The sequence below is a fragment of the Streptococcus sp. UMB0029 genome (assembly GCF_002871495.1).
In the GTDB taxonomy this organism is placed as follows: domain Bacteria; phylum Bacillota; class Bacilli; order Lactobacillales; family Streptococcaceae; genus Streptococcus.
The window spans coordinates 1-26,397 of sequence record NZ_PNGD01000017.1; the positions used below are offsets into that span (position 1 = coordinate 1).

A 26,397-nucleotide genomic window follows, 5' to 3' on the forward strand; every position below is an offset into this window, starting at 1 on the left:
GACACGGAATTCCACTGGTTTTTAGGATTTTTATCAGACTAACTTCCACTTCTACTAACAGCGGAACTTCGTTTGGGAATTTAGCAAAATTCTCCTATCCGACACGGCAGACAGGAGAAGGTGTTAAATATCAATCTCAAATGGTTCGTCAATGGTTTCTGATACGTATTTTCCGTCTTTCTTCCGTTGTTTGACACATTCTGTGAGGAGATACTCGATTTGCCCATTGACTGAACGAAAGTCGTCTTCTGCCCATGATGCGAGTGCAGCGTATAACTTTGTTGAGAGTCGAAGGGGGATCTGCTTTTTTTTAGCTTCAGCCATCTTTAGTAAAGACTTCCTGTGTTGACAATTGGTTGTGCATCATGATTGCCACAGAGGACGACTAGGAGATTTGAAACCATGGCAGCTTTTCGTTCTTCGTCAAGCTCGACCAATTCCCCTTCATTGAGACGTTCCAGGGCCATTTCAACCATACCCACAGCGCCATCCACAATCATCTTACGGGCATCAATAATGGCAGATGCTTGTTGACGTTGAAGCATAACAGCAGCAATTTCTGGAGCGTAAGCTAGGTAAGTAATACGTGCTTCAAGGATTTCCAAGCCAGCATCTTCAACGCGACTTTGGATTTCTTCACGAATACGGTTAGCAACAATTTCGCTAGAGCCACGAAGACTACCTTCATCTGCTTGACCGTCACCTGTAGTATCTACATTAGGAGACACATCGTAAGGATAGATGCGGACAATATTACGGAGGGCGCTATCACACTGCAAAGAGAGGTATTCCTTGTAGTTATCTACGTTGAAGACTGCCTTAGCGGTGTCGACTACACGCCAAGTAACGGCAATTCCAATTTCCACAGGATTTCCTAGACAATCATTGATTTTTTGGCGAGAATTGCTCAAGGTCATAACCTTGAGGGAAATCTGTTTCTTGCCAATTTCAATATTTACATCATTGCCATTTGATGATTTCATCCCTGAAAAAGGAGATTTCGTGCTAACGTCACCACTTTGTCCAAGTCGAGTGTGGTTTGCAGGGTTAACTGCTACGCTGAAGGGATTTACAAAGTAAAAACCAGGTTCTTTGATGGTACCTGTATAGTTACCAAAGAGTGTAAGAACCAGAGCCTCCTGAGGTTTGACAACTTTTAAACCAGCATGAGCTAGACCTGCAATTAGGCTTAGTAAAAGTCCGATAATAATTCCAAAAATGTTTTCCGAACCAACACCCATTATAAATATAAAGACACCAAGTACGAGTGTCAACTCAATGAGAATCAATGCGAATACACCATTTGGTTTTGAATTGATGAGTTTTTCAGTCATAAGAATGACCTCCTGTTATTTGATATCTAAATGATATCACTTTAATTTATAAAGTCAAGAAATAAATGTAAAATTTTTAAAGAAACTATTACTGTATAGAATTTTCTGAAAATTCAAGAATTTTCTTCTGTTCATTGCTTTTAAAATGTGCTATAATAGTAAAAACTGAAATGGGAGGGAACAAATGACTGAATTAGATAAACGTCACCGCAGTAGCATTTATGACAGCATGGTTAAATCACCAAACCGTGCCATGCTTCGTGCGACTGGTATGACAGATAAGGACTTTGAAACACCGATTGTTGGGGTTATTTCGACTTGGGCGGAAAATACACCATGTAACATTCACTTGCATGATTTTGGGAAATTGGCTAAAGAAGGTGTCAAATCAGCAGGTGCTTGGCCTGTGCAGTTTGGGACTATCACGGTAGCGGATGGGATTGCCATGGGAACGCCTGGTATGCGTTTCTCTTTGACATCTCGTGATATCATTGCGGACTCAATCGAAGCGGCTATGGGTGGTCATAACGTCGATGCCTTCGTCGCTATCGGTGGCTGTGACAAGAACATGCCTGGTTCTATGATTGCCATTGCTAATATGGATATTCCAGCTATTTTCGCCTATGGTGGAACTATTGCACCTGGAAATCTTGATGGCAAAGACATCGATTTGGTTTCTGTGTTTGAAGGTATCGGAAAATGGAACCACGGTGATATGACGGCTGAGGACGTGAAACGTCTTGAATGTAATGCCTGCCCTGGCCCTGGTGGCTGTGGTGGTATGTATACTGCTAATACCATGGCGACTGCTATCGAAGTTCTCGGTATGAGTTTGCCAGGGTCATCATCTCACCCAGCTGAATCAGCTGATAAGAAAGAAGATATCGAAGCAGCAGGACGTGCTGTTGTTAAGATGTTGGAGCTTGGTCTCAAGCCATCAGATATCTTGACTCGTGAAGCCTTTGAAGATGCCATTACTGTAACTATGGCTCTCGGTGGTTCTACAAACGCCACTCTTCACTTGCTTGCTATTGCCCATGCTGCCAATGTTGACTTGTCACTTGAGGACTTCAATACGATTCAAGAACGTGTGCCTCACTTGGCCGACTTGAAACCTTCTGGTCAGTATGTCTTCCAAGATCTCTACGAAGTCGGTGGTGTGCCTGCGGTTATGAAATATCTCTTGGCGAATGGCTTCCTTCATGGAGACCGCATTACATGTACTGGTAAGACTGTAGCTGAGAACTTGGCTGACTTTGCAGACCTTACACCAGGTCAAAAAGTTATTATGCCACTTGAAAATCCAAAACGTGCGGACGGTCCGCTTATCATCTTGAACGGGAACCTTGCCCCTGACGGTGCGGTTGCCAAGGTATCAGGTGTTAAAGTACGTCGTCACGTTGGTCCCGCTAAGGTCTTTGACTCAGAAGAAGATGCAATTCAGGCCGTTCTGACAGATGAAATCGTTGATGGCGATGTAGTCGTTGTTCGTTTCGTTGGACCTAAGGGTGGTCCTGGTATGCCTGAGATGCTGTCACTTTCATCCATGATTGTTGGTAAAGGTCAGGGAGACAAGGTTGCCCTCTTGACGGACGGACGTTTCTCTGGTGGTACTTATGGTCTGGTTGTTGGACATATCGCTCCTGAAGCTCAGGATGGTGGACCAATTGCCTACCTTCGTACAGGCGATATCGTTACAGTTGATCAAGATACCAAAGAAATTTCCATGGCCGTATCCGAAGAAGAACTTGAAAAACGTAAGGCAGAAACAACCTTGCCACCACTTTATAGCCGTGGTGTCCTCGGTAAATATGCCCACATCGTATCATCGGCTTCTCGTGGAGCTGTGACAGACTTCTGGAATATGGACAAGTCAGGTAAAAAATAAACTCAAAAAGCAAGCCAACTTCGGCTTGCTTCTTTTTATCTTCAAAAGTGATTTGCCTGCTTATACTCAATAAAAATCAAAGAGCAAACTAGAAAGCTAGGCGCAGGTTGCTCAAAGCACTGCTTTGAGGTTGTGGATAGAACTGACGAAGTCAGCTCAAAACACCGTTTTGAGGTTGCAGATAGAACTGACGAAGTCAGCTCAAAACACCGTTTTGAGGTTGCAGATAGAACTGACGAAGTCAGTAACATATACCTACGACAAGCCGACGCTGACGTGGTTTGAAGAGATTTTTGAAGAGTATTAACGAGGTGGTAGTCCAAGGGCAATGCGGCCGTAGCGACTGATTCGTGTGATCTTCCAGGCAGGAGACCAGGTAACTTCAACCTTGACATCTTCGATACCCTCGATTTGTTTGAGACCTGCCACGATTTCAATAGGCAAACTTTCGGCACAATCGCAGGCAGTATCGGTGAAGGTCATGACAATCTTGCAGAGGCCTGTTTCGTCCAGATTGATTTCATAAATCAACCCTAGATTGTAAACATCCAATTCCACATCTGTGTCAAAAACCTTCTCTAGTTTTTCGATAATTTGGTCTTGTAAGGCCAAAGCGCGGTCATTGATTTTGATATCCTCTCTCATTACAGTCCCTCCACGTGATAAATATCCTCTATTTTCTCATAATTCTGACAATTTGGCAAGTTTTTGATGGATTTTCTGAAAAAATATGATAATATAAAGAAAATAGGGAATCAAGGGGAAGTTTATGGAGCAGATTGGAAAAGTCTTTAGACAACTACGAGAGTCAAGACATATCTCGCTGAGACAAGCAACTGGGGGACAATTTTCGCCGTCCATGTTATCCCGCTTTGAAACAGGTCAGAGTGAGCTTTCGGTAGAAAAATTTCTATTTGCCCTAGAAAATATATCTGCCAGTGTGGAGGAAATCCTCTTTCTGGCGAGAGGTTTTCAGCATGATACAGATTCTGAGTTGAGAAAAGAAATCATAGATATCTTGGATCCAAAGAATATAGCTCCGCTTGAGGGCTTGTATCGCAGGGAGTATCAAAAGCATGCCCATTCTCAAAACAAACAGAAACATATTCTAAATGCCATTCTTATCAAGTCTTATATGAAGAGCATGGACGAAAGGGTAGAGTTAACGGCAGAGGAGGGGAAAGTCCTTCATGACTACTTGTTTTCTACCGAGATTTGGGGAATCTATGAACTCAATTTGTTCTCAGTCAGTTCTCCCTTCTTATCTGTTTCCCTTTTTACTAGATATGTACGAGAAATGATCCGAAAATCCGATTTTCTAATGGAAATGTCTGGAAACCGAAACCTGTTTCACACCATGCTATTGAATGGCTTTTTAGCCAGCATTGAGTGTGAAGAATTTACCAATGCCTCTTATTTTAAACGTGCCATCAAAGAGCATTTCTACAATGAAAATGAAACCTATTTCCGAACGGTTTATCTGTGGGCAGAAGGTCTCCTTGATAGCAAGCAAGGCAGAGTCAAGGAAGGCCAGAAAAAGATGGAGGATGCTGTCCATATTTTTGAGATGCTTGGCTGTAACAAATCTGCCGAATATTATAGAAATACGACCGATTGTTGAATATCTGCAAACTAAGAAAATTATTTGAAATTTTAAGCGATAGAACTGTCGGGCTCTCTCGTGTCGCTGGAGAAATTCTATCGTTTCTTTTTGCTCATTTTATTTGTTGCATATATTCAAAAGTTTTTCCTCTAAAATTTCTAAGTGCTATACTATAGTCATACTTCACATAAAACTTATACTCTTCGAAAATCTCCTCAAACCACGTCAGCTTCACCTTGCCGTACTCAAGTACAGCCTTCGGCTAGTTTCCTAGTTTGCTCTTTGATTTTCATTGAGTATTCGAACAAGAAGGGAGATTACCTATGAAACTATTGTTCAGAAATCAAGCTTATCGACTCTTGACTTTGTCACGCTTCTTCAATGCTTTTGGTGCTTCGATTTTTAATCTGGTCTTTATCGTCTATGCATCGACCTTGTCACAAGCATCTTTTGCTGTTGCTATGGCGAATATTGTCATGCTTCTTCCGACTCTCTTTACAGTTTTTGTAGGAATTCGGGCAGATTACACGAGGGACAAGGTCAAATGGATGGTCTATAGCGGTTTGTTTCAGGCGGTTTTATTTTTTCTAGCAGCCCTAGTTGTCCAGCAAGCTAGTCTCTTTGCCTTTTCTAGTCTGTGTTTAATCAATGTCATTAGTGATGTCATCAGTGATTTTGCAGGTGGCTTGCGCATGCCTCTTATTAAGGAAAAAGTAGCTGAAGAGGATTTGATGGAGGCTTATTCTTTTTCCCAGTTCATCACCTATATTTCAGCTATTGGGGGTCAAGCTTTTGGAGTCTGGCTCTTAGGTCTATCGGTCAACAATTTTTCCCTCGTTGCGGGAATCAATGCCTGTTTCTTCCTAGTATCAGCCGTCATCCTCTTTTTAGGAAAAAGCAAATTGAGCCTGTCAATGTCATCTGCTGATGGTGAAATTCTAAAAAATGAGAAGCTTCCGATCAAAGAGCAGTTCCTAACGATTTATCGAAATTTACGTCTCGTTTTTCTTAAAGGTGGACAGAAAAACTTTGGTTTTATGCTCTTTGCTGTCTTGCTTATCAATGCCTTGGGTGGCGCTTTAGGAAGTATCTATAACATCTTCTTTTTGAGCCATTCTCTTTTGGACTTTTCTTACACAGAGGCATTATTTATCAGTCAATTCTGTGCTTTGTTAGCAATCATCATCAGTAGCCTTACGGGCAATGATTATTTTGGGAAGCAGTCCTTGCCTAGATTGATGATGTGGGTGACCGTAGGACTCAGTCTAGTTGGTCTAGCTAATTTATTCAATCAAGTCGTACTTGGTTTACTATTTATCTGTTCAACTCTGTATGTGTCTGGTAAAGTTCAACCAAAGATTAGTGCCTTGCTCCTGAAAAATCTAGCTCCAGAGGTTCTAGCTCGTACCAGTAATTTTTTAGGTTTATTGTTCACCTTATCCATACCTGTGGGAACAGCCTGTTTTTCACTTGTAGCTGTATGGAATATACAGTTGACTTGGATGCTATTTGTTGGTTTTTCCTTGCTGGCTATTCTTTTGACAGGTCTTAATCTTAAAAATGATATCTAATACTCTTCGAAAATCTCTTCAAACCACGTCAGCGTCGCCTTACCGTAGATATGGTTACTGACTTCGTCAGTTCTATCCACAACCTCAAAACACTGTTTTGAGCAACCTGCGGCTAACTTCCTAGTTTGCTTTTTGATTTTCATTGAGTATAAATCCTAATTTTATTCATACTGTTTTAATCCCTCTATTTATGGTAAAATAAGACTATTAAGTTTAAAGAGGATTCCCTATGAAATTACAAAAACCAAAAGGAACGCAGGATATTTTACCTGCTGAATCTGCCAAATGGCAGTACGTTGAGGGCTTTGCCCGTGAAATTTTCAAGCGCTATAACTATGCAGAAGTGCGCACGCCTATTTTTGAGCACTACGAGGTTATCAGTCGCTCTGTCGGAGACACAACCGATATCGTGACCAAGGAAATGTACGATTTCTATGACAAGGGTGACCGTCATATTACCCTCCGTCCAGAAGGAACAGCGCCAGTTGTCCGTTCTTATGTGGAAAATAAACTCTTCGCCCCAGAAGTGCAAAAGCCAAGTAAGTTCTACTACATGGGCCCTATGTTCCGCTATGAGCGTCCACAGGCAGGGCGTTTGCGCCAGTTCCACCAGATTGGTGTTGAGTGCTTTGGCTCTAGCAATCCAGCTACCGATGTGGAAACAATCGCGATGGCAGCCCATTTCTTGAAAGAAATCGGTATCCAAGGTGTCAAATTGCACCTCAACACTCTTGGAAATCCTGAGAGTCGTGCAGCCTATCGTCAAGCCTTGATTGACTATTTGACACCGCTCAAGGAGACCTTGTCCAAGGATAGTCAACGTCGCTTGGAGGAAAATCCTCTCCGTGTCTTGGACTCTAAGGAAAAAGAAGACAAGGTGGCAGTAGAAAATGCGCCGTCTATCTTGGATTTCCTTGATGAAGAAAGCCAAGCTCATTTTGATGCTGTGCGTCAGATGTTGGAAAATCTTGGAGTAGACTATATCATCGATACCAATATGGTGCGTGGTCTGGACTACTACAACCACACCATTTTCGAGTTTATCACAGAGATTGAGGGCAATGACTTGACAGTCTGTGCGGGTGGTCGTTACGATGGCTTGGTTGCCTACTTTGGTGGCCCTGAAACCGCTGGATTTGGTTTTGGACTTGGTGTAGAGCGCCTACTTCTCATTCTTGAAAAGCAAGGTGTGGCCCTCCCTATCGAAAACGCCCTAGATGTCTATATCGCAGTCTTGGGCGAAGGAGCAAATGTCAAGGCCTTGGAGTTGGTACAAGCCCTTCGCCAACAAGGATTCAAAGCAGAGCGTGATTATCTTAACCGTAAACTCAAAGCTCAGTTCAAGTCAGCCGATGTCTTTGCGGCTAAGGCTCTCATCACTCTAGGCGAGAGCGAAGTCGAAAGCGGACAAGTGACAGTCAAGAACAACCAAACCCGAGAAGAAGTGCAAGTGTCACTTGAGACAATCAGCCAAAACTTCTCAGAAATTTTTGAAAAATTAGGCTTTTAATGATAGATAAACTGGTCAGGACCTTACTCCTGACCTTTTTCTTTTGCAAAATGACAAAAATCATAAACTTTTTGACAAATATACTTGTCAAAAAGAAAAAGATGTGTTACAATGTAAGCAAGTTAAGAGAAAAGGAGAAAGGAGCTATGATGTGGCTACTAGGGTTTATACTATTTCTGATTTTCTTTTATTCTAATGATTCTAAAAAAATCAAGAAACTAGAGCAGAAAATCAAAAAGCTTGAGCGAAAAGAGAAAGGAAATATAGAGATGTCAAGATTATTGCAAGAAATGATTGGAAAGAAACCAATTATAACGGGAGTGTATATTGGGCCAGATAACTGGGAAGTTGTGGATGTTGACGAGGAATGGGTCAAACTACGTAGTGTTGATAAAAAGGGAAAAGAAAAATTCAAGTTGCAACGTATTGAGGATATCCAAACCGTTGAATTTGACGGAGAGTAGGTGTGTAACATGCAACTAAAAAATCGTCTAAAAGAGCTTCGGGCTCGCGATGGCCTCAATCAAACCGAACTAGCCAAGCTAGCAGAGGTTTCCAGACAGACTATCAGCCTATTAGAACGGGACGAATACACCCCGTCCGTTGTGATTGCCTTGAAAATATCTCAGATTTTCAACGAAACAGTCGAATCGGTATTTCGCTTGGAGGAGGATGAGTGATGAACAAGTATAGAGTGATTTATTATATGAGTGTTCTTACCCTCGTTGTGAATGCTTTCGCTATGGTTGGAACATTACTGGGGTGGTTTTATTTTGTTGAAAGTAAGTATTTGTTTTGGCTTAATTTAGCCCTCTTGTCCATTTTCAATCGGTTGAAGAAAAAGGAGAAAAATGATGAACAAGTATAAAGTGATTTATTATGTAGTGGCCATAGCTCTATTAGTCAGCCTGTGTCTACTAATTGGAGCAAATCTAGGATGGTTTGATCTCTATTACAGTGACCAATTTATTTGGGCCTACTTTGCACTCATCCCAGTAATTGACTGGATTGAAAAGAAATCCAAAAATCTAGCAAGTGAAAAAGGAGAATGAATATGAAAGAGTTTTTAGCAGGTTTTCAAGTAGATACTGAGAACAAAGAACTTGCAGGTGTCTGTGCAGGTTTAGGAAATTATTTTAATATCAAGATTAACGTCATCCGTTTGGTAGCCATTTTGCTGTTTCTTTCGTCAACAGAGTTTGGGATTTTAACAGTCATCCTATATGCTTATCTAGCGGGCTGGCTTGGGAGAGATCCTTTAGTAGAAGGGGCGAAAAAAGCAAGAAATCAAGCTATTCTCTTGTTTGCTGTTTGTTTGATTTTAGTATCACTTGGAACAGAGGGCTTGACAGCAATTTATGAATCAGGTAAAGTCTTTGGTCAGTGGTTAGTTGGATTGGTTTAGTTTAGAAAGAGGTTGAATATGAAAAAGAAAAATAAACGTGTCTTGTTATTTTTAATGTCTATTGTCTTGGGAGCTTTCTTTGGCGTGTTTATAGGGATGTTTAAGGCACGTGCCGAATCCTACGAAATTATTTTAGATGTAAAAGTCTTGACACCATGGATATCAGCTATTTGTTTACTGATAGGTTTCATTAGTATTCTTTTGACTTTCAATTTCTTAAAGAAAAGCAGAAAATTTCACTCCTTGTATCAAGAGGAAATGGATGATGATTTGAATGAAACCTATTATGTGCAAATGTATCGGAATCTAGAGTTTGGAAGCATTGCCTTTAATATTACAAGTGTAGCGATTTTATTGGCTCTTTCCATCTCATTAAATGAAGTGATTGTATTAAATGGAAGCCATATAACCTTATCTCTTTCTTTTTTGGTATTTGCGTGGGTTTTCAATGCTCAAAAATCTCTTTCTAAAACAATTACAATCGTTCGTCAGTTTGATTTGCTTCCTTTCTCTACACCAAAGGATGTCTTGTACTATATCAATTCTTATGATGAAGGGGAGCGTCAGGCTTATTTGGAACAGAGTTTTCAGATTTTATTCCAATTAAACCAATATGTCTTGCCAGGTCTCTACTTTCTGATTGCTCTCTTTTCTTTACTGACAGGAGAGATTCAGTTACTAGCCTTCTTGCTTGTAGGAACAATCCACATTTATATCAATGTGATGCAGTTACCTATGGTAAAACGCTATTTCAAATAAAGGAGTTTCTATGATTCGTGTTGAAAATGTAAGCAAAAGTTTTGGGAGCAAAAAAGCTCTTCACCAGATTTCTTTTGAGATTAAGGAGGGTGAAATCTTTGGTTTTCTTGGTCCTTCTGGCTCAGGTAAAACAACCATGATCAATGTCTTGACAGGTCAGTTGGCTGCAGATCAAGGTAAAACAGTTTTGTTAGGCAAGAATTCTCAAGATTTAACCTCAAATGATTTGGAACAAATCGGTATAGTTAGTGATGGGAGTGGTTTTTATGAAAAGATGAGTCTTTACAAAAATCTGCTCATCTATGCTAAGTTATATGGTCTCAAGTCAGATAGAGTAGTTCAGGTGCTCCAACAGGTTGGATTGGCAGATGCTAAAGATATTATCGCAGAAAAACTATCTACAGGAATGAAACAACGAATGTTCTTGGCTCGTGCCCTTCTGAATGCTCCTAAGATTCTCTTTCTAGATGAGCCAACCAGTGGCTTAGACCCTACAACATCTAAGATGATTCATACCCTACTTCAAGAATTAAAGCAGGCGGGGACAACTATCTTTCTGACCACGCATGATATGCATGAAGCAACTCTGCTTTGTGATCGCTTATCTCTTTTGAATAAGGGGAACTTAATAGAGTATGGAAGTCCGCAAGATATTATCCAGAAGTACCATGTGGATAAGAAAGTACGTGTGGTTTATAATGATGGACGAGAACAGATAGTTCCATTTGAAGAATTGCCACATTTAGACACGACAGATTTGATGGTGGTTCACTCTTGTGAGCCGACACTAGAAGAAATCTTTATCAGATTGACAGGAGAAAAGTTAGATGTTTAGAAAATTAAATGCCCTACTATGGTTAAGATTACAAGTCCTTATTAGCAATTCATCTTTGTTGGCGACTCTATTGTTGCCTTTTGGACTGACTGTTTTATATAATGAATTTTTAAATAAGAATGGACAATTGAGCCTATTTTTTCTATCTGCTAGCTTGACGATGGTCTTGAGCATGGGAAGTGGTTATATGGTATCGATTATGATGGCAGAAGATAAGGAAAAACGAAATCTTAAATCACTCCTCCTAAGTGGTGTGACAGCAACAGAATATACTTTCAGTATGCTCGTTCTCCCTATTCTGATAATGTTACTTGCTATGATTGTGCTTCCCATCTATCTTAAAGTAGATCTATCAGGTTATTTATTTGCCTACGTTATCTATTTGCTCCTAGCAACTATTAGTATTATTTTTCTCAACCTTCTAATCGGTGCGGTATCAGATACTCAATCTAAAGCGCAAGTCTATAGTATCTTCCCTATGTTAATTGTCTCTTTTTTACCTATGATTGCTTCTCAAAATGATACGGTTCAAAAAGTGTTGGATTACTCGTTCGTTGGTCCTATTGTAAATCTTTTAAATAAAAAAGGTGGGGAAATATCTTTTTCTAATATTGGTATGTTACTTGCCTGGGTACTTGTGTTAGGGATAGCAAACCTCTTTGTATTGAAGAACAGCTATAAAGCAAGATAGGAGATCTTTATGAAATTACTTAAAAACTTTGGCTGGTTTCTTCTAGCTGTTCTATCCTTTTTCTTTGGTTATGGTCTGGTTCAGAGTATGGCTGTAGAAGCTTTGAAACTAGGTGCTTCACCCTATGCTGCTACCTTGCTCTATGTGGCCTTGGCTGGAGTTTATGTGTACGGCATTTACAAATGGTATCAGAAAGGTCCTGTTCGTATTGAGAAGAGTGGTTTTAACCGATTTATTTGGCTCCCTGCCTTGGTTTGGTTCTTATCTCTTGTCGTTCAATTTTTCCTACCAAATGATCCTTCGGTAAATCAGCAAACAGCGACAGACCTGACCTTGGCTCAGCCACTTTTCTCATTCTTTGCTATTAATATTTTTGCTCCTTTGACGGAAGAACTCATCTTTAGAGGGATGTTAGCACGCTATCTCTTTCCTAAGCAGGACAATAGCAAACAAACTCTGCTTTTCCTTCTGGTAACTAGTGTTCTGTTTGCCTTGATTCATTCTCCAGGAACTTTGCAACAGTTTTTAGTTTATGCTAGTCTTGGTTTTAGCTTGGGCTTGGCTTATATTAGCAGAAAAGGTCTGGTCTACAGTATTTCTCTCCACGCTTTGAATAATTTAGTCAGCTTTTTGATGATTCTCATGCTATAATAGAGTCAGGAGGTCATATGAAACGAGTAATTTTATTAGCAGTGATTCAAGCAGTAGTTCTATTTTTCATCATTGGGGGACTAGCTTATGCCTTCAAGGGCGATTTCTTCTACAGCCATCTCGCAGTAGTCTTTGCCCCTATTGCTGGTATCTGGCGTTTTGGGACAGCTTATACGACGGAAATCGTCTTGCCTCGAAAGGCAGCTGAAATCGCTGAAAAGCGTAAAGCAGGCAACGATTCAAAATAAAAGAGTCCGATGAAGTTCATCGGATTTTTGTATTGGGGCTAATTTTTAGGGCCTTCACCTGATTTTTAAAGACTGGCAAACTTTTCTGCTGATTTTCATGAAGAGCCTGCGCTTTTATGGTAAAATAGTAACAGAATAAAAGAGGAGAGAAACAATGAAACGTAGTATGTATGCTGGTCGTGTTCGTGAGGAACACATCGGACAAGAAATTACCTTGAAAGGATGGGTAGGCCGTCGTCGTGACCTTGGTGGTTTGATCTTTATCGACCTTCGTGACCGTGAAGGAATCATGCAGTTGGTTATCAACCCTGAAAAAGTATCTGCAGAGGTTATGGCAACAGCTGAAAGCCTTCGTAGTGAATTTGTTATCGAGGTGACTGGACAGGTCGCTGCGCGTGAGCAAGCTAATGATAAGTTGCCAACTGGTGCAGTTGAGTTGAATGTGACAGCTTTGACAGTGCTTAATACAGCTAAGACAACCCCATTTGAGATTAAAGATGGCATTGAGGCTAATGACGATACGCGTTTGCGTTACCGTTACCTTGACCTTCGTCGTCCAGAAATGTTGGAAAATCTTAAACTTCGTGCCAAGGTGACCCACTCTATCCGCAACTACTTGGATGAGTTGGAGTTTATCGACGTGGAGACACCATTCCTTTCTAAGTCAACGCCTGAAGGTGCGCGTGACTATTTGGTACCATCTCGTGTCAATAAAGGGCATTTTTACGCGCTTCCTCAAAGTCCACAAATCACTAAGCAGCTCTTGATGAATGCTGGTTTTGATCGTTATTACCAAATTGTCAAATGTTTCCGTGATGAGGACTTGCGTGGTGACCGCCAGCCTGAGTTCACTCAGGTCGACTTGGAAACGTCTTTCCTTACTGAGCAAGAAATCCAAGATATCACAGAAGGCTTGATTGCGCGCGTGATGAAAGAAACCAAAGGTATCGAAGTAACGCTCCCATTCCCTCGTATGAAGTACGATGATGCTATGGCTCTTTATGGTTCTGATAAACCAGATACTCGTTTTGACATGTTGCTTCAGGACTTGACAGAAGTGGTCAAAGGTGTTGACTTCAAAGTCTTTTCAGAAGCACCTGCTGTAAAAGCAATTGTAGTCAAAGGCGCAGCGGACAACTACTCACGTAAAGACATCGACAAGATGACCGAAGTAGCCAAGCAGTACGGTGCCAAAGGTCTTGCTTGGGTCAAGGTTGTTGATGGAGAATTAAATGGACCAGTTGCTAAGTTCTTGACTGGTATCCAAGAAGAATTGACAACAGCACTTGCTCTTGAAGATAAGGACCTCGTTCTCTTTGTGGCAGATACGCTTGAGGTGGCCAATGCAACTCTTGGTGCCCTTCGTGGACGTATTGCCAAAGAGCTTGACTTGATTGATAGCGATAAATTCAACTTCCTTTGGGTGGTTGATTGGCCAATGTTTGAATGGTCTGAAGAAGAAGGTCGCTACATGAGCGCCCACCATCCGTTCACCCTTCCACAGGAAGAGACTGCTCACGAATTAGAAAGTGATTTGGCTAAGGTTCGTGCCATTGCTTACGATATTGTCTTGAACGGTTATGAGCTTGGTGGTGGTAGTCTTCGTATCAACCAAAAAGACCTTCAAGAACGCATGTTCAAGGCTCTTGGTTTCTCAGCCGAAGAAGCAAATGACCAGTTTGGCTTCCTTCTTGAAGCCATGGACTATGGTTTCCCACCACACGGTGGCTTGGCTATTGGGCTTGACCGCTTTGTAATGCTCTTAGCAGGAGAAGAAAATATCCGTGAAGTCATTGCCTTTCCTAAGAACAACAAGGCAAGTGACCCAATGACACAAGCTCCTTCAACAGTGGCTCTCAAACAACTAGAGGAACTCAGCTTACAAGTAGAAGAAGATGAAACAAGCAAAACGAATTAAGAGGTGGCGCTATTATCTGCGCCGCTTTGCTCATCAGATAAAAATTTTACGCGTCTTACAAAGTATCTCTCGGGAAAAGTATGATGAGAAGATTTCGGCTTCTCTGGTCTATGGTTTTTTATCAGCAGTAGCGGTCAATTTCTTTTTCCAACCAGGACATGTGTATTCGAGTGGTGCGACAGGTCTGGCACAGATTATCTCTGCCTTGAGTAATCACTGGTTTGGTTTTCATATTCCGATTTCATTGGCTTTTTACGCGATTAATTTCCCTTTGATGGTCTTGGCTTGGTATCAGATTGGGCATAAGTTTACTGTTTTTACCTTTATCACGGTATCTATGAGTTCCTTCTTTATCCAGTTTGTCCCTGTGGCGACCTTGACGGAGGATCCCATTATCAATGCCCTTTTTGGGGGTGTTGTTATGGGTTTGGGGATTGGTTTTGCTCTTCGAAACAATATCTCCAGTGGTGGGACAGATATTGTCAGTCTGACCATTCGCAAGAAAACGGGTAAGAATGTCGGCAGTATTTCTTTCTTAGTAAATGGGACCATCATGCTGATAGCTGGTTTGACCTTTGGTTGGAAATACGCCCTTTATTCTATGATTACCATCTTTGTCTCTAGCCGTGTGACGGATGCGGTCTTTACCAAGCAAAAACGGATGCAGGCTATGATTGTAACCAATCATCCAGACAAGGTAATTGAAAAAATCCATAAAAAATTGCACCGCGGAGCCACCATGATCCACGATGCAGAAGGAACCTATAATCACGAGAGAAAGGCAGTTTTAATCACTGTCATTACACGTGCAGAGTTTAATGAATTTAAACTCATTATGAAACAAGTCGATCCAAGTGCCTTTGTATCGGTATCGGAGAATGTTCATATCCTGGGACGATTCGTTGAAACAGATAATTAATACTCTTCGAAAATCTCTTCAAACCGCGTTAGCTTTATCTGCAACCTCAAAGCTGTGCTTTGAGTAACCTGCGGCTAGCTTCCTAGTTTGATCTTTGATTTTCATTGAGTATAATGACCAAAAAAACCAGCGTGAGCTGGTTTTTATTTTTCAATAATCTTATGAGCAATCAACTGACGGTAACAAATTTGTTTATTACTTTTAGTATCGTTGATAATCTGGAGGATGGTTTCAAGGGAAACACGACCAAGTTCTAAGCTATTGATATCAACATAGGCCGCCAAGTTGAGCTTGGGATTGACCGAGTCAAAGCTGAGAACAGGGACATCCAGTTGGTGTTTTGTGATATAATCACAGACCCCTTCAGCTAGGAGGCTATCGGTTGTGATGATAGCATCGATTTGAGGGTCATGCTGAAAGAGGAGTTGGCTAAATTGATATCCTTTTTCCTCTAGAAATTCATTTGCAAAGTAGGTCAGATTGTCATCAAGAGGCAGTTTGTATTGCTTAAGCGCGGATTCGTAACCAGTTAGACGGTCTTGTGTAACGAAGAGTTTCTTAGAACCTCCGATAAAGGCAATTCGTTTGCATCCTTTTTTGATGAAATATTCGGTTGCATCCAAACCAGCTTGGACATTGTCATTATCGACAAGAGGGATAAAGGGTGAAATGGATTTTCCTAGAATGAGGAAGGGGAACTGCTCATCAGCGACCAGCTTGACCAAAGGATCTTCCTCTTCGGCATAAAGGAAAATCAAACCATCCACACGTTTGCCGTAAACCATCTGTGAAATAGCTTTAAGACGCTCTTTCTCATCCTTACCTGTTGCAATTTGAATAGCATAGTGATTTTCAGAAGCTACCTGAGCAATGCCACGGAGGACAGATGGGAAGAAAGGATTCTGGTAGAAGGCATCTGAGTCGTCAGGAAGCACCAAGCCGATAACTTGAGTATAGCTACTTACCAAGCTACGAGCATTGAGGTTGGGGTGATAATTGAGCTCCTTCATAGCCTTGCGAACGCGTTTTTTCGTTTCGTCGCTAATGGTTGATTTATTTTGAATAACACGGGTTACGGTTGAAGGTGAAACACCAGCAGCCTTGGCCACATCTTTAATCGTAACGGGCATAAAAATCTCCTATTTATGGTAATCTGGATCACGGAAATGTGTTTTATAAAAAATAGTGACCAGATATAGAACAAAAAGAATGTTTTGTACAGTGATAAGGGTTGACATATTTTGACCCAATAATCCTAAAACAAGGGTAATCAGAGTTGGTAATCCTAAACAGTTTAATATAAAATGGTAGCACTCTTTAAAGGTTCTAAATGAAAAGAGGCGTGATTTCTTAGTGATATAAAGGAGAAGACTAGCTCCTAGAGAGACAATGAAGAAATTCAAACCAAAGAGGAAGCTAGCACCGAGAACTAGGAAGAGACTGATATAGACACGATTCTGCTGGTACCAGTCTTTCGAAATTGCTTGGGTCAAGCTGTCTTTGCTTTTGAAACTCTCAGTCTCAATCACTCGGTAAGAGATGCGGGTCAGTTCTTTACTTTCCTTGCTGATGATGAGCTCATTCGTATCGAAATGCAGTTGCAAGTCCTTAGGTAATTCCTTGCTTTGACTTGGACCGATCACAATAGAAGGCGTTTGACTAGCTGTGCCTGTATAAGTTAAATTGCCATCAACAATTGTAGCGTGTTCAGAGAGATCCTGGACAACTTCATCTGTCAGAGGTTCATAGACATTATCGATAAAAGTTTCTAGTGGATAAGTCTCTTGTGAGCTGTTTTGGATGGCAATGGGCACCATAGACAAGCTGATAAGGAAGATACTGGTAAAGAGTAGTTGAAACCAGTTGAGCCCGAAACGTTTGGACAGGGGCTTACGAAATCCCCAAATACTTGAAAAATATGAAAATGGATATGGAAGCATTTGTATCTTTCTAAAAGGTGTTTTCTATATGAGTATTATTATATAGAGAAATGTGCTTTATTTCAAGTCTAGGGGGTAAATTGCTTGTTGTTAGTATATATTTTGTAACAATAAGAAAAGGGTGGCAGGGATAGATTATCCCTTGTCGCCACCACTTGTAAGTCCTGAAACAAAGTTCTTTTGTAGGAAGAAGAAGAGAATACAGATTGGAAGGGCAATGAGGATAGCACCTGCTGAGAAGTAGGCAATCTTCATGTTTTTCACATTGTTAACGAAGGTTTGGAGACCAACGGCAACAGTAAAGTATTCTTTCTCACGAAGCAAGAAACTAGAGAGGATATAGTCTCCGAAAGGTCCCATGAAGGCCCAGAGAGCTTGCACAGCAATCATTGGGCGCACAAGTGGGAGAACAATTTGCCAGAAGCGGCGGAAGTGTCCTGCACCGTCTAGTTTTGCAGATTCGTCTAGAGACATTGGGACTGTATCGAAGTAACCTTTCATCAACCAAGCATTCATCGGGATACCACCACCAACGTAGAGGAAGATGAGGAACCAGCTGTGGTTAAGGGCGTTCAACATAAGTGCCATAACGAAGAAGGCTGTCAAAGCGGCCATGGTTGGTACCATTTGGATAATCAAGAAGAAGACCAAACTTTGTTTACGAGCCAAGAAGTTGTAACGGCTGTAAGCATAACCAGCAAGTACGATGATACTTGTTTGAACAGCCATGGTAATCAAGGCGATAATCAAAGTGTTGAGGTACCAAGTACCGTATAAGGTTTCAGAGAAGAGACCTTGGAAGTTGGCAAAACTAAAGTCGACGTTGCTGTCTAGTTTAAAGGCTACTACGTTACCAGTCTTGAAGGCTGACATGATGGTAATCAACAGTGGATAGATAATCACGATTGAGAGACCAATCAGGTAAAGGTAAGTAAGGGTTTGAGTCAGTCTACGTTTGAGTTTGATCGAGTTATTCATCTTAGACGTCCTCCATATCAAATGCGTGTAGTTTCTTGAATGCGATCATAGAGATTGAGATGACAATGATAGAGATAATCAAGGTAACAGCTGCCGCCATTGAGTACTGAGGAGATGTACCTGTTGTCAAACGGTAAATCCATGAGATCAAGATATCGGTTGAACCAGCTCCACCACCGACACTACCAGGTCCTCCAGCGTTGAAGAGGTACATGATAGAGAAGTTGTTAAAGTTGAAGGTGTATTGGCTGATCAAAGTAGGTGCCGCAACAGCCAAGATCATTGGGAAAGTGATGTTGCGGAATTTTTGCCAAGCATTGGCACCGTCAATATAAGCTGCTTCGTAAAGGTCGTTAGGAATAGATTGCAAGATACCCAAAGTCAAAACGTAGATGTATGGGAATCCAAGCCAACCTTGCATCATAATCAAGGCAATTTTAGTCCAAGTTGGGTCTGTTTTCCAAGGAATAAGAGCCCCATCAAGGAAAGGAAGGAATTTAGCCAAGATTGGCAATACTTGAGTGTTGATAGCTCCGACACTATCGTTAAACATGTTTGAGAATGTCAAGATAGTGATGAAGGCTGGGACAGCCCAAGGAAGAAGGAAAATAACACCAAAGATACGTTTTCCTTTGATAAATGGTTGGTTAGCAACGATAGCTGTGAAGATACCGATGACGATCTGTAAAGTTGAGGCAGCCAAAGCCCAGATGATGGTCCAAGAAAGAACGGCACCAAAGGCAGAACGGAAGGTACTCAAACTCCAGATGTTCGTAAAGTTGGTTAAACCAACCCAGTCCAACAATTTGTTTGGTGGCAAGTGTTGGAAGTCATAGTTGGTAAAGGCAATCATCAAGGTTACGATAACTGGGAAGATAATCGCAAAAGTCATGGCAATATAAGATGGAATGATCAAGAGGTAAGGGAAGCCATTTTCATAGATTCCTTTGATCATATCTTTTAGCGTAAGTGGTACTGGAATTCCATTGTTAATACGTTTTGCGATTGTATGTGCATCTTTAATATTTGAGAAATAAAAGAGCACATAAACGACTACAAAGATTAAATGGAAGGCACCACGAATCAGCATAAAGAGGGAATTATCACGACCTGGCTTGTCACCAAGAGTGATGAGATTGCTTAATTCAGGGGCTGCAAGTGCTAGGAAATAAAGGACAAAAACAAGGGTTACACCAAGGAAGATAAAACCTTTGGCTTTTTGTTTATTGTAAATCTGTCCTAACCCAGGAATGATAGACAGCAGGGCTGCTTTACTAGGTTGTTGCTTTTCCATAATAACTCCTTTCATAGGATACTAGTTTCTAATTAAAAACCAAACTATATATGTTTTTCTATTGATAAATTCAAAGGGGGATTTGAATTCCACCCCCCTTGAACAAATTTTTTATTCACCAAATTTTTGTTTGATTGTTTCTTTGATCAATGTTACAGCATCGTTAGCAGCTGTTTTAGCATCTTTCTTACCGCTTACAGAGTCAAAGAGCATATTAGCAGCTGGTTCCCAAACTGCAGACATTTGAGAGATGTTTGGCATTGGTTGAGCGTTCTTGAACTGTTTGATAACAGCTGTTGTCAACTCATCGTTTTTACCTTCAGCGTATGAACGAGCTTCAGTGTTAGCTGGGATTTCGTTAGTTTTATCGTAGAAGGCTTTTTGTTGTTCAGTTGAAACAAGGAAGTCTACAAATTTTTGTGCGCCTTCAAGGTTCTTAGTGCTTGATGGGATGATCCAAGCTTTACCACCACCGAATGCTGCGTAATCTTTTCCGTTTGGAAGAGTTGGGATAGTAGCAACACCGTAGTTTACTTTAGCATCTTTGAAGGCTTGAGCTTTCCAAGGTCCATCAATGATAGCAGCTGTTTTACCTTCTTGGAATTGAGTTTGGATTAAGTTTCCAGCAGCTGTACCATCTTGCATACCTTTAGGCCATTTTTCATACCAAGATTTAGCGTAGTTGATACCTGCGATAGAACCGTCGTTTGCAAGACCGATGTCTTTAGCGTCTTTACCGTTTTGTCCGAATACGTAAGCACCGTTACCAGCAAGAAGTCCGTATGCAAAGTAGAAGTTTGTCCAGTCAGCTAGGAAAGCAGAAGTTTTTCCATCTTCTCCAGCGAATGCGTATTTGCTATCTTTAGCAAGGTTTTCTAAGTCAGCAAAAGTTTTTGGAGCTTCTTTTACCAAGTCTTTGTTGTAGTACATAACAAGTGACTCGATAACGGCAGGAGCACCGTAAACTTTACCGTCAGCAGCTGTTACAAGAGATTTAGTTTTATCATCTGTTTTAGCGCCGTCGCTCAATTTAACTTCTGAAAGTTGTCCGTCAGTACCAAGGCTACCTACACGGTCGTATGGTGCCATCATAACGTCAGCAGCTTGACCTGATTGGTTGTCAAGAGAAAGTTTGTCAAGACCACCAAGTTGGTCACCAGATTTGATGTTAACTTTTGTTCCTGACTCTTTTTCGTAAGCTTTAGCAACTGTTTCAGCGAAAGCTTTGTATTGGTCTTCAACGTAAAGAGTGATTTCTTTCCCTGCAGATGAACCAGCATCAGCAGCTTTTTCAGCAGGTTTGCTTCCACAAGCTACCAAAAGCAAGCTAGCAAGTGTAACAGTTCCAAGCACAGCAGCGCTCTTCATGAATTTAGATGACATAGTGTATTCCTCCTAAAGAATAACAAATTTTATAATGAGGAAACGCAAACGTTTTCCTTTATGGCACTAGTATAACACAAACAGAAAACGGTTGCAAGCATTTTTTTGAAAAAATCTTAAAAAATTTTATAGAAAAGTAAACGCTTAAACGCCATATAATAGAAGAAAGATTATAAAATGTTTTCCCCTATGAATAAATCAAATAGAGAGAAAACGATTGCTCGCTCTAGATGTAGGAAATAGGCTCAATGTTTTTCTAGATGGAATAAGAGAAGTTTTCTATAAGGTTTTATTTTTTTATAAAGAATATATATACAAGTATGAAGAAAAACTTTTAAAAAAATAATCAAAAAAGTTTTTTAAAACCGCTTGCATTTATCAAAAAAATGAGATATACTAATAATAGCGCAAACGTTTGCGTTCGTAAAAATGAAACAAGAACTATAAACACATGAGGTGCTTATTATGAAAAAACGTCAAAGTGGTGTGTTAATGCACATTTCTTCTCTTCCAGGAGCATACGGAATCGGATCATTTGGTAAAAGTGCTTACGACTTCGTTGATTTCTTGGTTCGCACAAAACAACGTTACTGGCAAATCCTTCCACTAGGAACAACTAGTTACGGAGATTCTCCTTACCAGTCTTTCTCAGCCTTCGCAGGAAATACTCATTTTATCGATTTGGATATCTTGGTAGAGCAAGGATTGTTGCAAGCAAGTGACCTTGAAGGGGTTGACTTTGGTAGCGATGCGTCTGAAGTTGATTATGCTAAAATCTACTACGCACGTCGTCCTCTTTTAGAAAAAGCGGTAAAACGTTTCTTTGAAGTCGGAGATGTTAAAGATTTTGAGAAATTTGCTCAAGACAACCAATCATGGCTTGAACTCTTTGCAGAGTATATGGCTATCAAAGAGCATTTTGACAATCTTGCTTGGACTGAATGGCCAGATGCGGATGCTCGTGCTCGTAAAGCTTCAGCACTTGAAAGCTACCGTGAGCAATTGGCAGATAAATTGGTTTACCACCGTGTGACTCAATACTTCTTCTTCCAACAATGGTTGAAATTGAAAGCCTACGCTAACGACAACCACATCGAAATCGTTGGGGACATGCCAATCTACGTAGCGGAAGATTCAAGCGATATGTGGGCAAATCCACATCTCTTCAAGACAGATATCAACGGTAAGGCGACTTGCATCGCAGGCTGCCCACCAGATGAATTTTCTGCAACTGGTCAACTTTGGGGTAACCCAATCTATGACTGGGAAGCAATGGACAAAGATGGTTACAAATGGTGGATTGAACGCTTGCGTGAAAGCTTCAAAATCTATGATATCGTTCGTATCGACCATTTCCGTGGTTTCGAATCTTACTGGGAAATTCCTGCTGGTTCTGATACAGCAGCACCTGGTGAGTGGGTCAAAGGTCCTGGCTACAAGCTTTTTGCAGCCGTTAAGGAAGAACTTGGTGAGCTAAACATCATCGCAGAAGACCTTGGCTTCATGACTGATGAAGTTATCGAGTTGCGTGAACGTACTGGCTTCCCAGGAATGAAAATTCTTCAATTTGCCTTCAACCCAGAAGACGAAAGCATCGATAGCCCACACTTGGCACCTGCTAACTCAGTTATGTACACAGGAACTCACGATAACAATACGGTCCTTGGTTGGTACCGTAACGAGATCGATGATGCGACTCGTGAGTATATGGCTCGTTACACGAACCGTAAAGAATACGAAACAGTGCCACATGCTATGCTTCGTACAGTCTTTTCATCAGTTAGCTTCATGGCAATTGCAACTATGCAAGATTTGCTAGAATTGGATGAGGCAGCTCGTATGAACTTCCCATCTACCCTTGGTGGAAACTGGTCTTGGCGTATGACTGAAGATCAATTGACACCAGCTGTCGAAGAAACTTTGCTTGACTTGACGACAATTTATCGCCGAATCAATGAAAATTTGGTAGAATTAAAGAAATAATACAATATCAGGAGACACCTTAAACATGTTATCACTACAAGAATTTGTACAAAATCGTTACAATAAAACCATTGCAGAATGTAGCAATGAAGAGCTTTACCTTGCTCTTCTTAACTACAGCAAGCTTGCAAGCAGCAAAAAACCAGTTAACACTGGTAAGAAAAAAGTTTACTACATCTCAGCTGAGTTCTTGATTGGTAAACTCTTGTCAAACAACTTGATTAACCTTGGTCTTTACGACGATGTCAAAAAAGAACTTGCAGTTGCAGGTAAAGACTTGATCGAAGTTGAAGAAGTTGAATTGGAACCATCTCTTGGTAATGGTGGTTTGGGACGTTTGGCTGCCTGCTTTATCGACTCAATTGCGACTCTTGGTTTGAACGGTGACGGTGTTGGTCTTAACTACCACTACGGTCTTTTCCAACAAGTTCTTAAAAACAACCAACAAGAAACAATTCCAAATGCATGGTTGACAGAGCAAAACTGGTTGGTTCGCTCAAGCCGTAGCTACCAAGTACCATTTGCTCACTTCACATTGACATCTACTCTTTACGATATCGATGTACCTGGTTACAAGACAGAAACGAAGAACCGCTTACGTTTGTTTGACTTGGATTCAGTTGATTCTTCAATCATTAAAGATGGTATCAACTTTGATAAGACAGACATCGCTCACAACTTGACTCTCTTCCTTTACCCAGATGATAGTGACCGTCAAGGTGAATTGCTCCGTATCTTCCAACAATACTTCATGGTTTCAAACGGTGCGCAATTGATTATCGAAGAAGCAATCGAAAAAGGAAGCAACTTGCATGACCTTGCTGACTACGCAGTTGTACAAATCAACGATACTCACCCATCAATGGTTATCCCTGAATTGATCCGTCTTTTGACTGCTCGTGGTATCGAACTTGACGAAGCAATCTCAATCGTTCGTAGCATGACTGCCTACACTAACCACACAATCCTTGCTGAAGCCCTTGAAAAATGGCCTCTTGAATTCTTGCAAGAAGTAGTTCCTCACTTGGTACCAATCATCGAAGAATTGGATCGTCGTGTGAAAGCAGAAGTGAAAGATCCAGCTGTTCAAATTATCGATGAGAGCGGACGTGTTCACATGGCTCACATGGATATCCACTACGGATACAGTGTTAACGGGGTAGCAGCACTCCATACTGAAATCTTGAAGAACTCTGAGTTGAAAGCCTTCTACGACCTTTACCCAGAAAAATTCAACAACAAAACAAACGGTATCACTTTCCGTCGTTGGCTCATGCATGCTAACCCAAGCTTGTCTCACTATTTGGATGAGATTATTGGACGTGGTTGGCACCATGAAGCTGATGAGCTTGAAAAACTTTTGTCATTCGAAGATAAAGCGGCCCTTAAAGCTAAACTTGAATATATCAAGGCTCACAACAAACGTAAATTGGCTCGTCACTTGAAAGAACACCAAGGTGTGGAAATCAATCCAAACTCTATCTTTGATATCCAAATCAAACGTCTTCACGAGTACAAACGCCAACAAATGAACGCTTTGTACGTGATCCACAAATACCTTGACATTAAAGCTGGTAACATCCCTGCTCGCCCAATCACAATCTTCTTTGGTGGTAAGGCAGCTCCAGCCTACACAATCGCTCAAGACATCATCCACTTGATCCTTTGCATGTCAGAAGTTATTGCTAACGATCCAGCAGTAGCTCCACACTTGCAAGTCGTTATGGTTGAAAACTACAACGTTACTGCAGCAAGCTTCCTTATCCCAGCATGTGATATCTCAGAACAAATCTCACTTGCTTCTAAAGAAGCTTCAGGTACTGGTAACATGAAATTCATGTTGAACGGAGCTTTGACTCTTGGTACTATGGACGGTGCTAACGTGGAAATCGCTGAGTTGGTTGGAGACGAAAATATCTACATCTTTGGTGAAGATTCAGAAACTGTTATCGACCTTTACGCAAAAGCAGCTTACAAATCAAGCGAATTCTACGCTCGTGAAGCTATCAAACCATTGGTTGACTTCATCGTTAGCGATGCAGTTCTTGCAGCTGGAAACAAAGAGCGCTTGGAACGTCTTTACAATGAATTGATCAACAAAGACTGGTTCATGACTCTTCTTGACTTAGAAGATTACATCAAAGTGAAAGAACAAATGTTGGCTGACTACGAAGACCGTGACGCATGGTTGGATAAAGTTATCGTTAACATTTCTAAAGCAGGATTCTTCTCATCTGACCGTACAATCGCTCAGTACAACGAAGATATTTGGCACTTGAACTAAGATACAAATTCATACTAATACATTTTGTAAAAAAGCGAGTTTCGATTGAAATTCGCTTTTTTGATTACTTGAGTGGAAATAGACCTCAGATACTTTATTGAAATGGGGCAATTATATAAGATAGTTGCTTAAAACTATTCCTTATCATTATTTTTTCTGAAAATTGTAAGAAAGTGTGTTAAAATGAGAACGTATACAATTGGTTATTTGGATATCAAATTAGAATTTAAAGAGGCTTATTATGAGTAATTTGGAAATAGGGAAACGGATTCGCACCTTACGAACTGAAAAAGGATTGAGTAGGGAAGCCTTTTGTGGAGATGAAAAAGAACTTACTGTTCGTCAGTTGGGCCGAATTGAAACTGGAAATAATTTGCCCAGTTTAGCGAAACTGGACTATATAGCTGAAGTGTTAGGGGTTCCGATGTCTCAGTTAATTGATGAAGGCTTACTAATTGTTCCTAAAGAGTATTTAAAACTAAAAACGAAATTGATTCGTCAATCTATTCATGGAGATGAAGAAAAAATTCGCCAGCGTGAGGCTATCTTTGAAGATATTCAGGAACGTTTTTATGACCAACTCCCTGAGGATGAACAAATAGCAGTTGAGGTTCTACAAGCTATTGATGATGTATATGTTTCTGAAAATGCCGAATTTGGAGAAGGTTTAATTGAGGAATATTTTGAACAAACAATGCTGCGAACAGAATATTCGACAAATGATCTACTACTATTGTACTTGTATTTCTTATCTTTAGCGGTTAAAGCAGAACGAGATGAAGTAACTTTAAACAAAGTTTGTCTAAATATTGTATCTCAAACAAATTACGAAGATGCCAGTTATACTCATCTATTGCAAAGGGTACTTATAGGATTAGTTCTTTATCAAATCGATATTGATTATCATGAATTTATTCCTGAAATATTGAGTATGTTAAGAGAAATTATGATTGAAATAGGAGACACTAGTTTAAAACCCACAGTTGATTATTTAGAAGCAAAGTATTACCTCTATGGTAAAGGAAATGAAGAAAAAGCCCTACAGTATTACGACAAAGCTATTATGGGAGCAGAGTTTTTAAATGATAATTTATTTAAAAACCAAGTTTTAGAGGAAAAAAATCTAGACTTCCCAAACATTTGATTTGTACATAATAGATATTATTTTCAATAACTGAAACAACAGGACATAAATGTCAGTAG

General features: G+C 40.5%; 29 protein-coding genes. 20 read left to right on the forward strand and 9 right to left on the reverse strand.

Features of this window, described 5'->3' with window-relative positions; genetic code table 11:
- Window positions 1-123: 123 nt before the first annotated feature.
- Window positions 124-324 (reverse strand): PTS ascorbate transporter subunit IIC, encoded by a 201-nt coding sequence (locus CJ239_RS10535; RefSeq protein WP_000796544.1) that lies wholly within the window; start codon window positions 322-324, stop codon window positions 124-126.
- A 2-nt stretch (window positions 325-326) separates the two neighbouring features.
- A complete protein-coding gene (locus CJ239_RS10540; RefSeq protein ID WP_049531656.1) occupies window positions 327-1,334 on the reverse strand; it encodes an SPFH domain-containing protein in 1,008 nt (335 codons plus the stop codon).
- Between the two features lie 184 nt (window positions 1,335-1,518).
- Between CJ239_RS10540 and ilvD the strand changes: the two genes are divergently transcribed.
- Both ilvD and CJ239_RS11830 read left to right on the forward strand, forming a co-directional pair.
- Window positions 1,519-3,222 (forward strand): dihydroxy-acid dehydratase, encoded by a 1,704-nt coding sequence (gene ilvD / locus CJ239_RS10545; protein ID WP_000137343.1) that lies wholly within the window; start codon window positions 1,519-1,521, stop codon window positions 3,220-3,222.
- 132 nt (window positions 3,223-3,354) lie between these two features.
- The gene (locus tag CJ239_RS11830) at window positions 3,355-3,507 is read left to right on the forward strand and encodes a hypothetical protein (RefSeq protein ID WP_180958274.1); all 153 of its coding nucleotides are present in this window, start codon (window positions 3,355-3,357) and stop codon (window positions 3,505-3,507) included.
- 18 nt (window positions 3,508-3,525) lie between these two features.
- On the opposite strand, the gene CJ239_RS10555 is transcribed toward CJ239_RS11830, so the two are convergent.
- Window positions 3,526-3,867, reverse strand: a complete 342-nt coding sequence (locus CJ239_RS10555; RefSeq protein ID WP_001206380.1) for a metal-sulfur cluster assembly factor — start codon at window positions 3,865-3,867, stop codon at window positions 3,526-3,528.
- A 124-nt stretch (window positions 3,868-3,991) separates the two neighbouring features.
- Between CJ239_RS10555 and CJ239_RS10565 the strand changes: the two genes are divergently transcribed.
- Window positions 3,992-4,843 carry a helix-turn-helix domain-containing protein gene (locus tag CJ239_RS10565; protein ID WP_102211527.1) on the forward strand — a complete coding sequence of 284 codons (852 nt, stop codon included), beginning with the start codon at window positions 3,992-3,994 and terminating at the stop codon, window positions 4,841-4,843.
- A gap of 305 nt (window positions 4,844-5,148) precedes the next feature.
- The gene (locus CJ239_RS10570) at window positions 5,149-6,396 is read left to right on the forward strand and encodes a transporter (protein WP_102211528.1); all 1,248 of its coding nucleotides are present in this window, start codon (window positions 5,149-5,151) and stop codon (window positions 6,394-6,396) included.
- On the opposite strand, the gene CJ239_RS12310 is transcribed toward CJ239_RS10570, so the two are convergent.
- Window positions 6,393-6,539 (reverse strand): hypothetical protein, encoded by a 147-nt coding sequence (locus CJ239_RS12310; RefSeq protein WP_000694304.1) that lies wholly within the window; start codon window positions 6,537-6,539, stop codon window positions 6,393-6,395. The two genes, CJ239_RS10570 and CJ239_RS12310, sit on opposite strands and share 4 nt — an antisense overlap.
- A gap of 86 nt (window positions 6,540-6,625) precedes the next feature.
- Here CJ239_RS12310 and hisS point away from each other — a divergent pair, with 86 nt between their 5' ends.
- The 13 genes from hisS (at window position 6,626) to CJ239_RS10640 (ending at window position 15,332) form a co-directional block, all read left to right on the forward strand.
- Window positions 6,626-7,906: a histidine--tRNA ligase gene (gene hisS / locus CJ239_RS10580; protein WP_102211529.1), complete on the forward strand. Its 1,281-nt coding sequence runs from the start codon at window positions 6,626-6,628 to the stop codon at window positions 7,904-7,906.
- Window positions 7,906-8,370 carry a 2-hydroxyacyl-CoA dehydratase gene (locus CJ239_RS10585; RefSeq protein WP_102211530.1) on the forward strand — a complete coding sequence of 155 codons (465 nt, stop codon included), beginning with the start codon at window positions 7,906-7,908 and terminating at the stop codon, window positions 8,368-8,370. The genes hisS and CJ239_RS10585 overlap by 1 nt, the downstream gene beginning before the upstream one ends.
- 9 nt (window positions 8,371-8,379) lie before the next feature.
- Window positions 8,380-8,586, forward strand: a complete 207-nt coding sequence (locus CJ239_RS10590) for a helix-turn-helix transcriptional regulator (protein ID WP_001176233.1) — start codon at window positions 8,380-8,382, stop codon at window positions 8,584-8,586.
- The gene (locus CJ239_RS10595) at window positions 8,586-8,774 is read left to right on the forward strand and encodes a hypothetical protein (protein WP_042900138.1); all 189 of its coding nucleotides are present in this window, start codon (window positions 8,586-8,588) and stop codon (window positions 8,772-8,774) included. Before CJ239_RS10590 ends, CJ239_RS10595 begins: the two co-directional genes overlap by 1 nt.
- Window positions 8,761-8,958, forward strand: coding sequence for a hypothetical protein (locus CJ239_RS10600; protein ID WP_102211531.1), 198 nt, complete (start codon window positions 8,761-8,763; stop codon window positions 8,956-8,958). The genes CJ239_RS10595 and CJ239_RS10600 overlap by 14 nt, the downstream gene beginning before the upstream one ends.
- A 2-nt stretch (window positions 8,959-8,960) precedes the next feature.
- On the forward strand, window positions 8,961-9,311 hold the full coding sequence (locus CJ239_RS10605) for a PspC domain-containing protein (RefSeq protein ID WP_102211532.1): 351 nt from the start codon (window positions 8,961-8,963) through the stop codon (window positions 9,309-9,311).
- An 18-nt stretch (window positions 9,312-9,329) separates the two neighbouring features.
- On the forward strand, window positions 9,330-10,070 hold the full coding sequence (locus CJ239_RS10610) for a DUF3169 family protein (RefSeq protein ID WP_180958275.1): 741 nt from the start codon (window positions 9,330-9,332) through the stop codon (window positions 10,068-10,070).
- A gap of 10 nt (window positions 10,071-10,080) precedes the next feature.
- On the forward strand, window positions 10,081-10,905 hold the full coding sequence (locus CJ239_RS10615; protein WP_102211534.1) for an ABC transporter ATP-binding protein: 825 nt from the start codon (window positions 10,081-10,083) through the stop codon (window positions 10,903-10,905).
- A complete protein-coding gene (locus CJ239_RS10620; protein ID WP_102211535.1) occupies window positions 10,898-11,596 on the forward strand; it encodes an ABC transporter permease in 699 nt (232 codons plus the stop codon). The genes CJ239_RS10615 and CJ239_RS10620 overlap by 8 nt, the downstream gene beginning before the upstream one ends.
- A 9-nt stretch (window positions 11,597-11,605) precedes the next feature.
- A complete protein-coding gene (locus CJ239_RS10625; protein WP_102211536.1) occupies window positions 11,606-12,247 on the forward strand; it encodes a CPBP family intramembrane glutamic endopeptidase in 642 nt (213 codons plus the stop codon).
- 17 nt (window positions 12,248-12,264) lie between these two features.
- Window positions 12,265-12,495, forward strand: coding sequence for a hypothetical protein (locus CJ239_RS10630; RefSeq protein WP_102211537.1), 231 nt, complete (start codon window positions 12,265-12,267; stop codon window positions 12,493-12,495).
- A gap of 154 nt (window positions 12,496-12,649) precedes the next feature.
- Complete coding sequence (aspS, locus tag CJ239_RS10635) at window positions 12,650-14,413, forward strand: aspartate--tRNA ligase (protein WP_102211538.1); 1,764 nt, start codon at window positions 12,650-12,652, stop codon at window positions 14,411-14,413.
- Window positions 14,391-15,332, forward strand: a complete 942-nt coding sequence (locus CJ239_RS10640; RefSeq protein WP_102211539.1) for a YitT family protein — start codon at window positions 14,391-14,393, stop codon at window positions 15,330-15,332. Before aspS ends, CJ239_RS10640 begins: the two co-directional genes overlap by 23 nt.
- Before the next feature lie 143 nt (window positions 15,333-15,475).
- On the opposite strand, the gene CJ239_RS10645 is transcribed toward CJ239_RS10640, so the two are convergent.
- The 5 genes from CJ239_RS10645 to CJ239_RS10665 all read right to left on the reverse strand — a co-directional run bounded on the left by CJ239_RS10645 (window position 15,476) and on the right by CJ239_RS10665 (window position 20,927).
- Window positions 15,476-16,462 carry a LacI family DNA-binding transcriptional regulator gene (locus CJ239_RS10645; protein ID WP_102211540.1) on the reverse strand — a complete coding sequence of 329 codons (987 nt, stop codon included), beginning with the start codon at window positions 16,460-16,462 and terminating at the stop codon, window positions 15,476-15,478.
- A gap of 9 nt (window positions 16,463-16,471) precedes the next feature.
- On the reverse strand, window positions 16,472-17,272 hold the full coding sequence (locus tag CJ239_RS10650) for a DUF1189 domain-containing protein (RefSeq protein WP_102211541.1): 801 nt from the start codon (window positions 17,270-17,272) through the stop codon (window positions 16,472-16,474).
- A gap of 135 nt (window positions 17,273-17,407) precedes the next feature.
- Window positions 17,408-18,250, reverse strand: coding sequence for a sugar ABC transporter permease (locus CJ239_RS10655; RefSeq protein WP_042900152.1), 843 nt, complete (start codon window positions 18,248-18,250; stop codon window positions 17,408-17,410).
- A 1-nt stretch (window position 18,251) separates the two neighbouring features.
- The gene (locus CJ239_RS10660) at window positions 18,252-19,544 is read right to left on the reverse strand and encodes a carbohydrate ABC transporter permease (protein ID WP_180958276.1); all 1,293 of its coding nucleotides are present in this window, start codon (window positions 19,542-19,544) and stop codon (window positions 18,252-18,254) included.
- Between the two features lie 111 nt (window positions 19,545-19,655).
- A complete protein-coding gene (locus CJ239_RS10665) occupies window positions 19,656-20,927 on the reverse strand; it encodes an extracellular solute-binding protein (protein WP_102211543.1) in 1,272 nt (423 codons plus the stop codon).
- A 465-nt stretch (window positions 20,928-21,392) separates the two neighbouring features.
- On the opposite strand from CJ239_RS10665, the gene malQ reads away from it, so the two are divergent.
- From malQ to CJ239_RS10680, 3 genes are all read left to right on the forward strand, one after another.
- Complete coding sequence (malQ, locus tag CJ239_RS10670) at window positions 21,393-22,910, forward strand: 4-alpha-glucanotransferase (protein ID WP_102211544.1); 1,518 nt, start codon at window positions 21,393-21,395, stop codon at window positions 22,908-22,910.
- Window positions 22,911-22,935: 25 nt separating this feature from the next.
- Window positions 22,936-25,194, forward strand: a complete 2,259-nt coding sequence (gene glgP, locus CJ239_RS10675; protein ID WP_102211545.1) for a glycogen/starch/alpha-glucan family phosphorylase — start codon at window positions 22,936-22,938, stop codon at window positions 25,192-25,194.
- Between the two features lie 241 nt (window positions 25,195-25,435).
- Window positions 25,436-26,338, forward strand: a complete 903-nt coding sequence (locus tag CJ239_RS10680) for an XRE family transcriptional regulator (RefSeq protein ID WP_102211546.1) — start codon at window positions 25,436-25,438, stop codon at window positions 26,336-26,338.
- Window positions 26,339-26,397: the final 59 nt, after the last annotated feature.

Excerpts from the sequence above, each read along its gene's own strand:
- aspS (WP_102211538.1), top strand. The coding sequence starts at position 12,650 with ATGAAACGTAGTATGTATGCTGGTCGTGTTCGTGAGGAACACATCGGA.
- CJ239_RS10660 (WP_180958276.1), bottom strand. The coding sequence starts at position 19,544 with ATGGAAAAGCAACAACCTAGTAAAGCAGCCCTGCTGTCTATCATTCCT.
- CJ239_RS10605 (WP_102211532.1), top strand. The coding sequence starts at position 8,961 with ATGAAAGAGTTTTTAGCAGGTTTTCAAGTAGATACTGAGAACAAAGAA.
- CJ239_RS10595 (WP_042900138.1), top strand. The coding sequence starts at position 8,586 with ATGAACAAGTATAGAGTGATTTATTATATGAGTGTTCTTACCCTCGTT.
- CJ239_RS10625 (WP_102211536.1), top strand. The coding sequence starts at position 11,606 with ATGAAATTACTTAAAAACTTTGGCTGGTTTCTTCTAGCTGTTCTATCC.
- CJ239_RS10615 (WP_102211534.1), top strand. The coding sequence starts at position 10,081 with ATGATTCGTGTTGAAAATGTAAGCAAAAGTTTTGGGAGCAAAAAAGCT.
- CJ239_RS10630 (WP_102211537.1), top strand. The coding sequence starts at position 12,265 with ATGAAACGAGTAATTTTATTAGCAGTGATTCAAGCAGTAGTTCTATTT.
- CJ239_RS10555 (WP_001206380.1), bottom strand. The coding sequence starts at position 3,867 with ATGAGAGAGGATATCAAAATCAATGACCGCGCTTTGGCCTTACAAGAC.
- CJ239_RS10600 (WP_102211531.1), top strand. The coding sequence starts at position 8,761 with ATGAACAAGTATAAAGTGATTTATTATGTAGTGGCCATAGCTCTATTA.
- CJ239_RS10610 (WP_180958275.1), top strand. The coding sequence starts at position 9,330 with ATGAAAAAGAAAAATAAACGTGTCTTGTTATTTTTAATGTCTATTGTC.
- CJ239_RS10665 (WP_102211543.1), bottom strand. The coding sequence starts at position 20,927 with ATGTCATCTAAATTCATGAAGAGCGCTGCTGTGCTTGGAACTGTTACA.
- CJ239_RS10640 (WP_102211539.1), top strand. The coding sequence starts at position 14,391 with ATGAAACAAGCAAAACGAATTAAGAGGTGGCGCTATTATCTGCGCCGC.
- glgP (WP_102211545.1), top strand. The coding sequence starts at position 22,936 with ATGTTATCACTACAAGAATTTGTACAAAATCGTTACAATAAAACCATT.
- malQ (WP_102211544.1), top strand. The coding sequence starts at position 21,393 with ATGAAAAAACGTCAAAGTGGTGTGTTAATGCACATTTCTTCTCTTCCA.
- CJ239_RS10535 (WP_000796544.1), bottom strand. The coding sequence starts at position 324 with ATGGCTGAAGCTAAAAAAAAGCAGATCCCCCTTCGACTCTCAACAAAG.
- CJ239_RS10540 (WP_049531656.1), bottom strand. The coding sequence starts at position 1,334 with ATGACTGAAAAACTCATCAATTCAAAACCAAATGGTGTATTCGCATTG.
- CJ239_RS10680 (WP_102211546.1), top strand. The coding sequence starts at position 25,436 with ATGAGTAATTTGGAAATAGGGAAACGGATTCGCACCTTACGAACTGAA.
- CJ239_RS10650 (WP_102211541.1), bottom strand. The coding sequence starts at position 17,272 with ATGCTTCCATATCCATTTTCATATTTTTCAAGTATTTGGGGATTTCGT.
- CJ239_RS12310 (WP_000694304.1), bottom strand. The coding sequence starts at position 6,539 with ATGAAAATCAAAAAGCAAACTAGGAAGTTAGCCGCAGGTTGCTCAAAA.
- CJ239_RS10565 (WP_102211527.1), top strand. The coding sequence starts at position 3,992 with ATGGAGCAGATTGGAAAAGTCTTTAGACAACTACGAGAGTCAAGACAT.
- CJ239_RS10645 (WP_102211540.1), bottom strand. The coding sequence starts at position 16,462 with ATGCCCGTTACGATTAAAGATGTGGCCAAGGCTGCTGGTGTTTCACCT.
- ilvD (WP_000137343.1), top strand. The coding sequence starts at position 1,519 with ATGACTGAATTAGATAAACGTCACCGCAGTAGCATTTATGACAGCATG.
- CJ239_RS10590 (WP_001176233.1), top strand. The coding sequence starts at position 8,380 with ATGCAACTAAAAAATCGTCTAAAAGAGCTTCGGGCTCGCGATGGCCTC.
- hisS (WP_102211529.1), top strand. The coding sequence starts at position 6,626 with ATGAAATTACAAAAACCAAAAGGAACGCAGGATATTTTACCTGCTGAA.
- CJ239_RS10655 (WP_042900152.1), bottom strand. The coding sequence starts at position 18,250 with ATGAATAACTCGATCAAACTCAAACGTAGACTGACTCAAACCCTTACT.
- CJ239_RS10620 (WP_102211535.1), top strand. The coding sequence starts at position 10,898 with ATGTTTAGAAAATTAAATGCCCTACTATGGTTAAGATTACAAGTCCTT.
- CJ239_RS10570 (WP_102211528.1), top strand. The coding sequence starts at position 5,149 with ATGAAACTATTGTTCAGAAATCAAGCTTATCGACTCTTGACTTTGTCA.
- CJ239_RS10585 (WP_102211530.1), top strand. The coding sequence starts at position 7,906 with ATGATAGATAAACTGGTCAGGACCTTACTCCTGACCTTTTTCTTTTGC.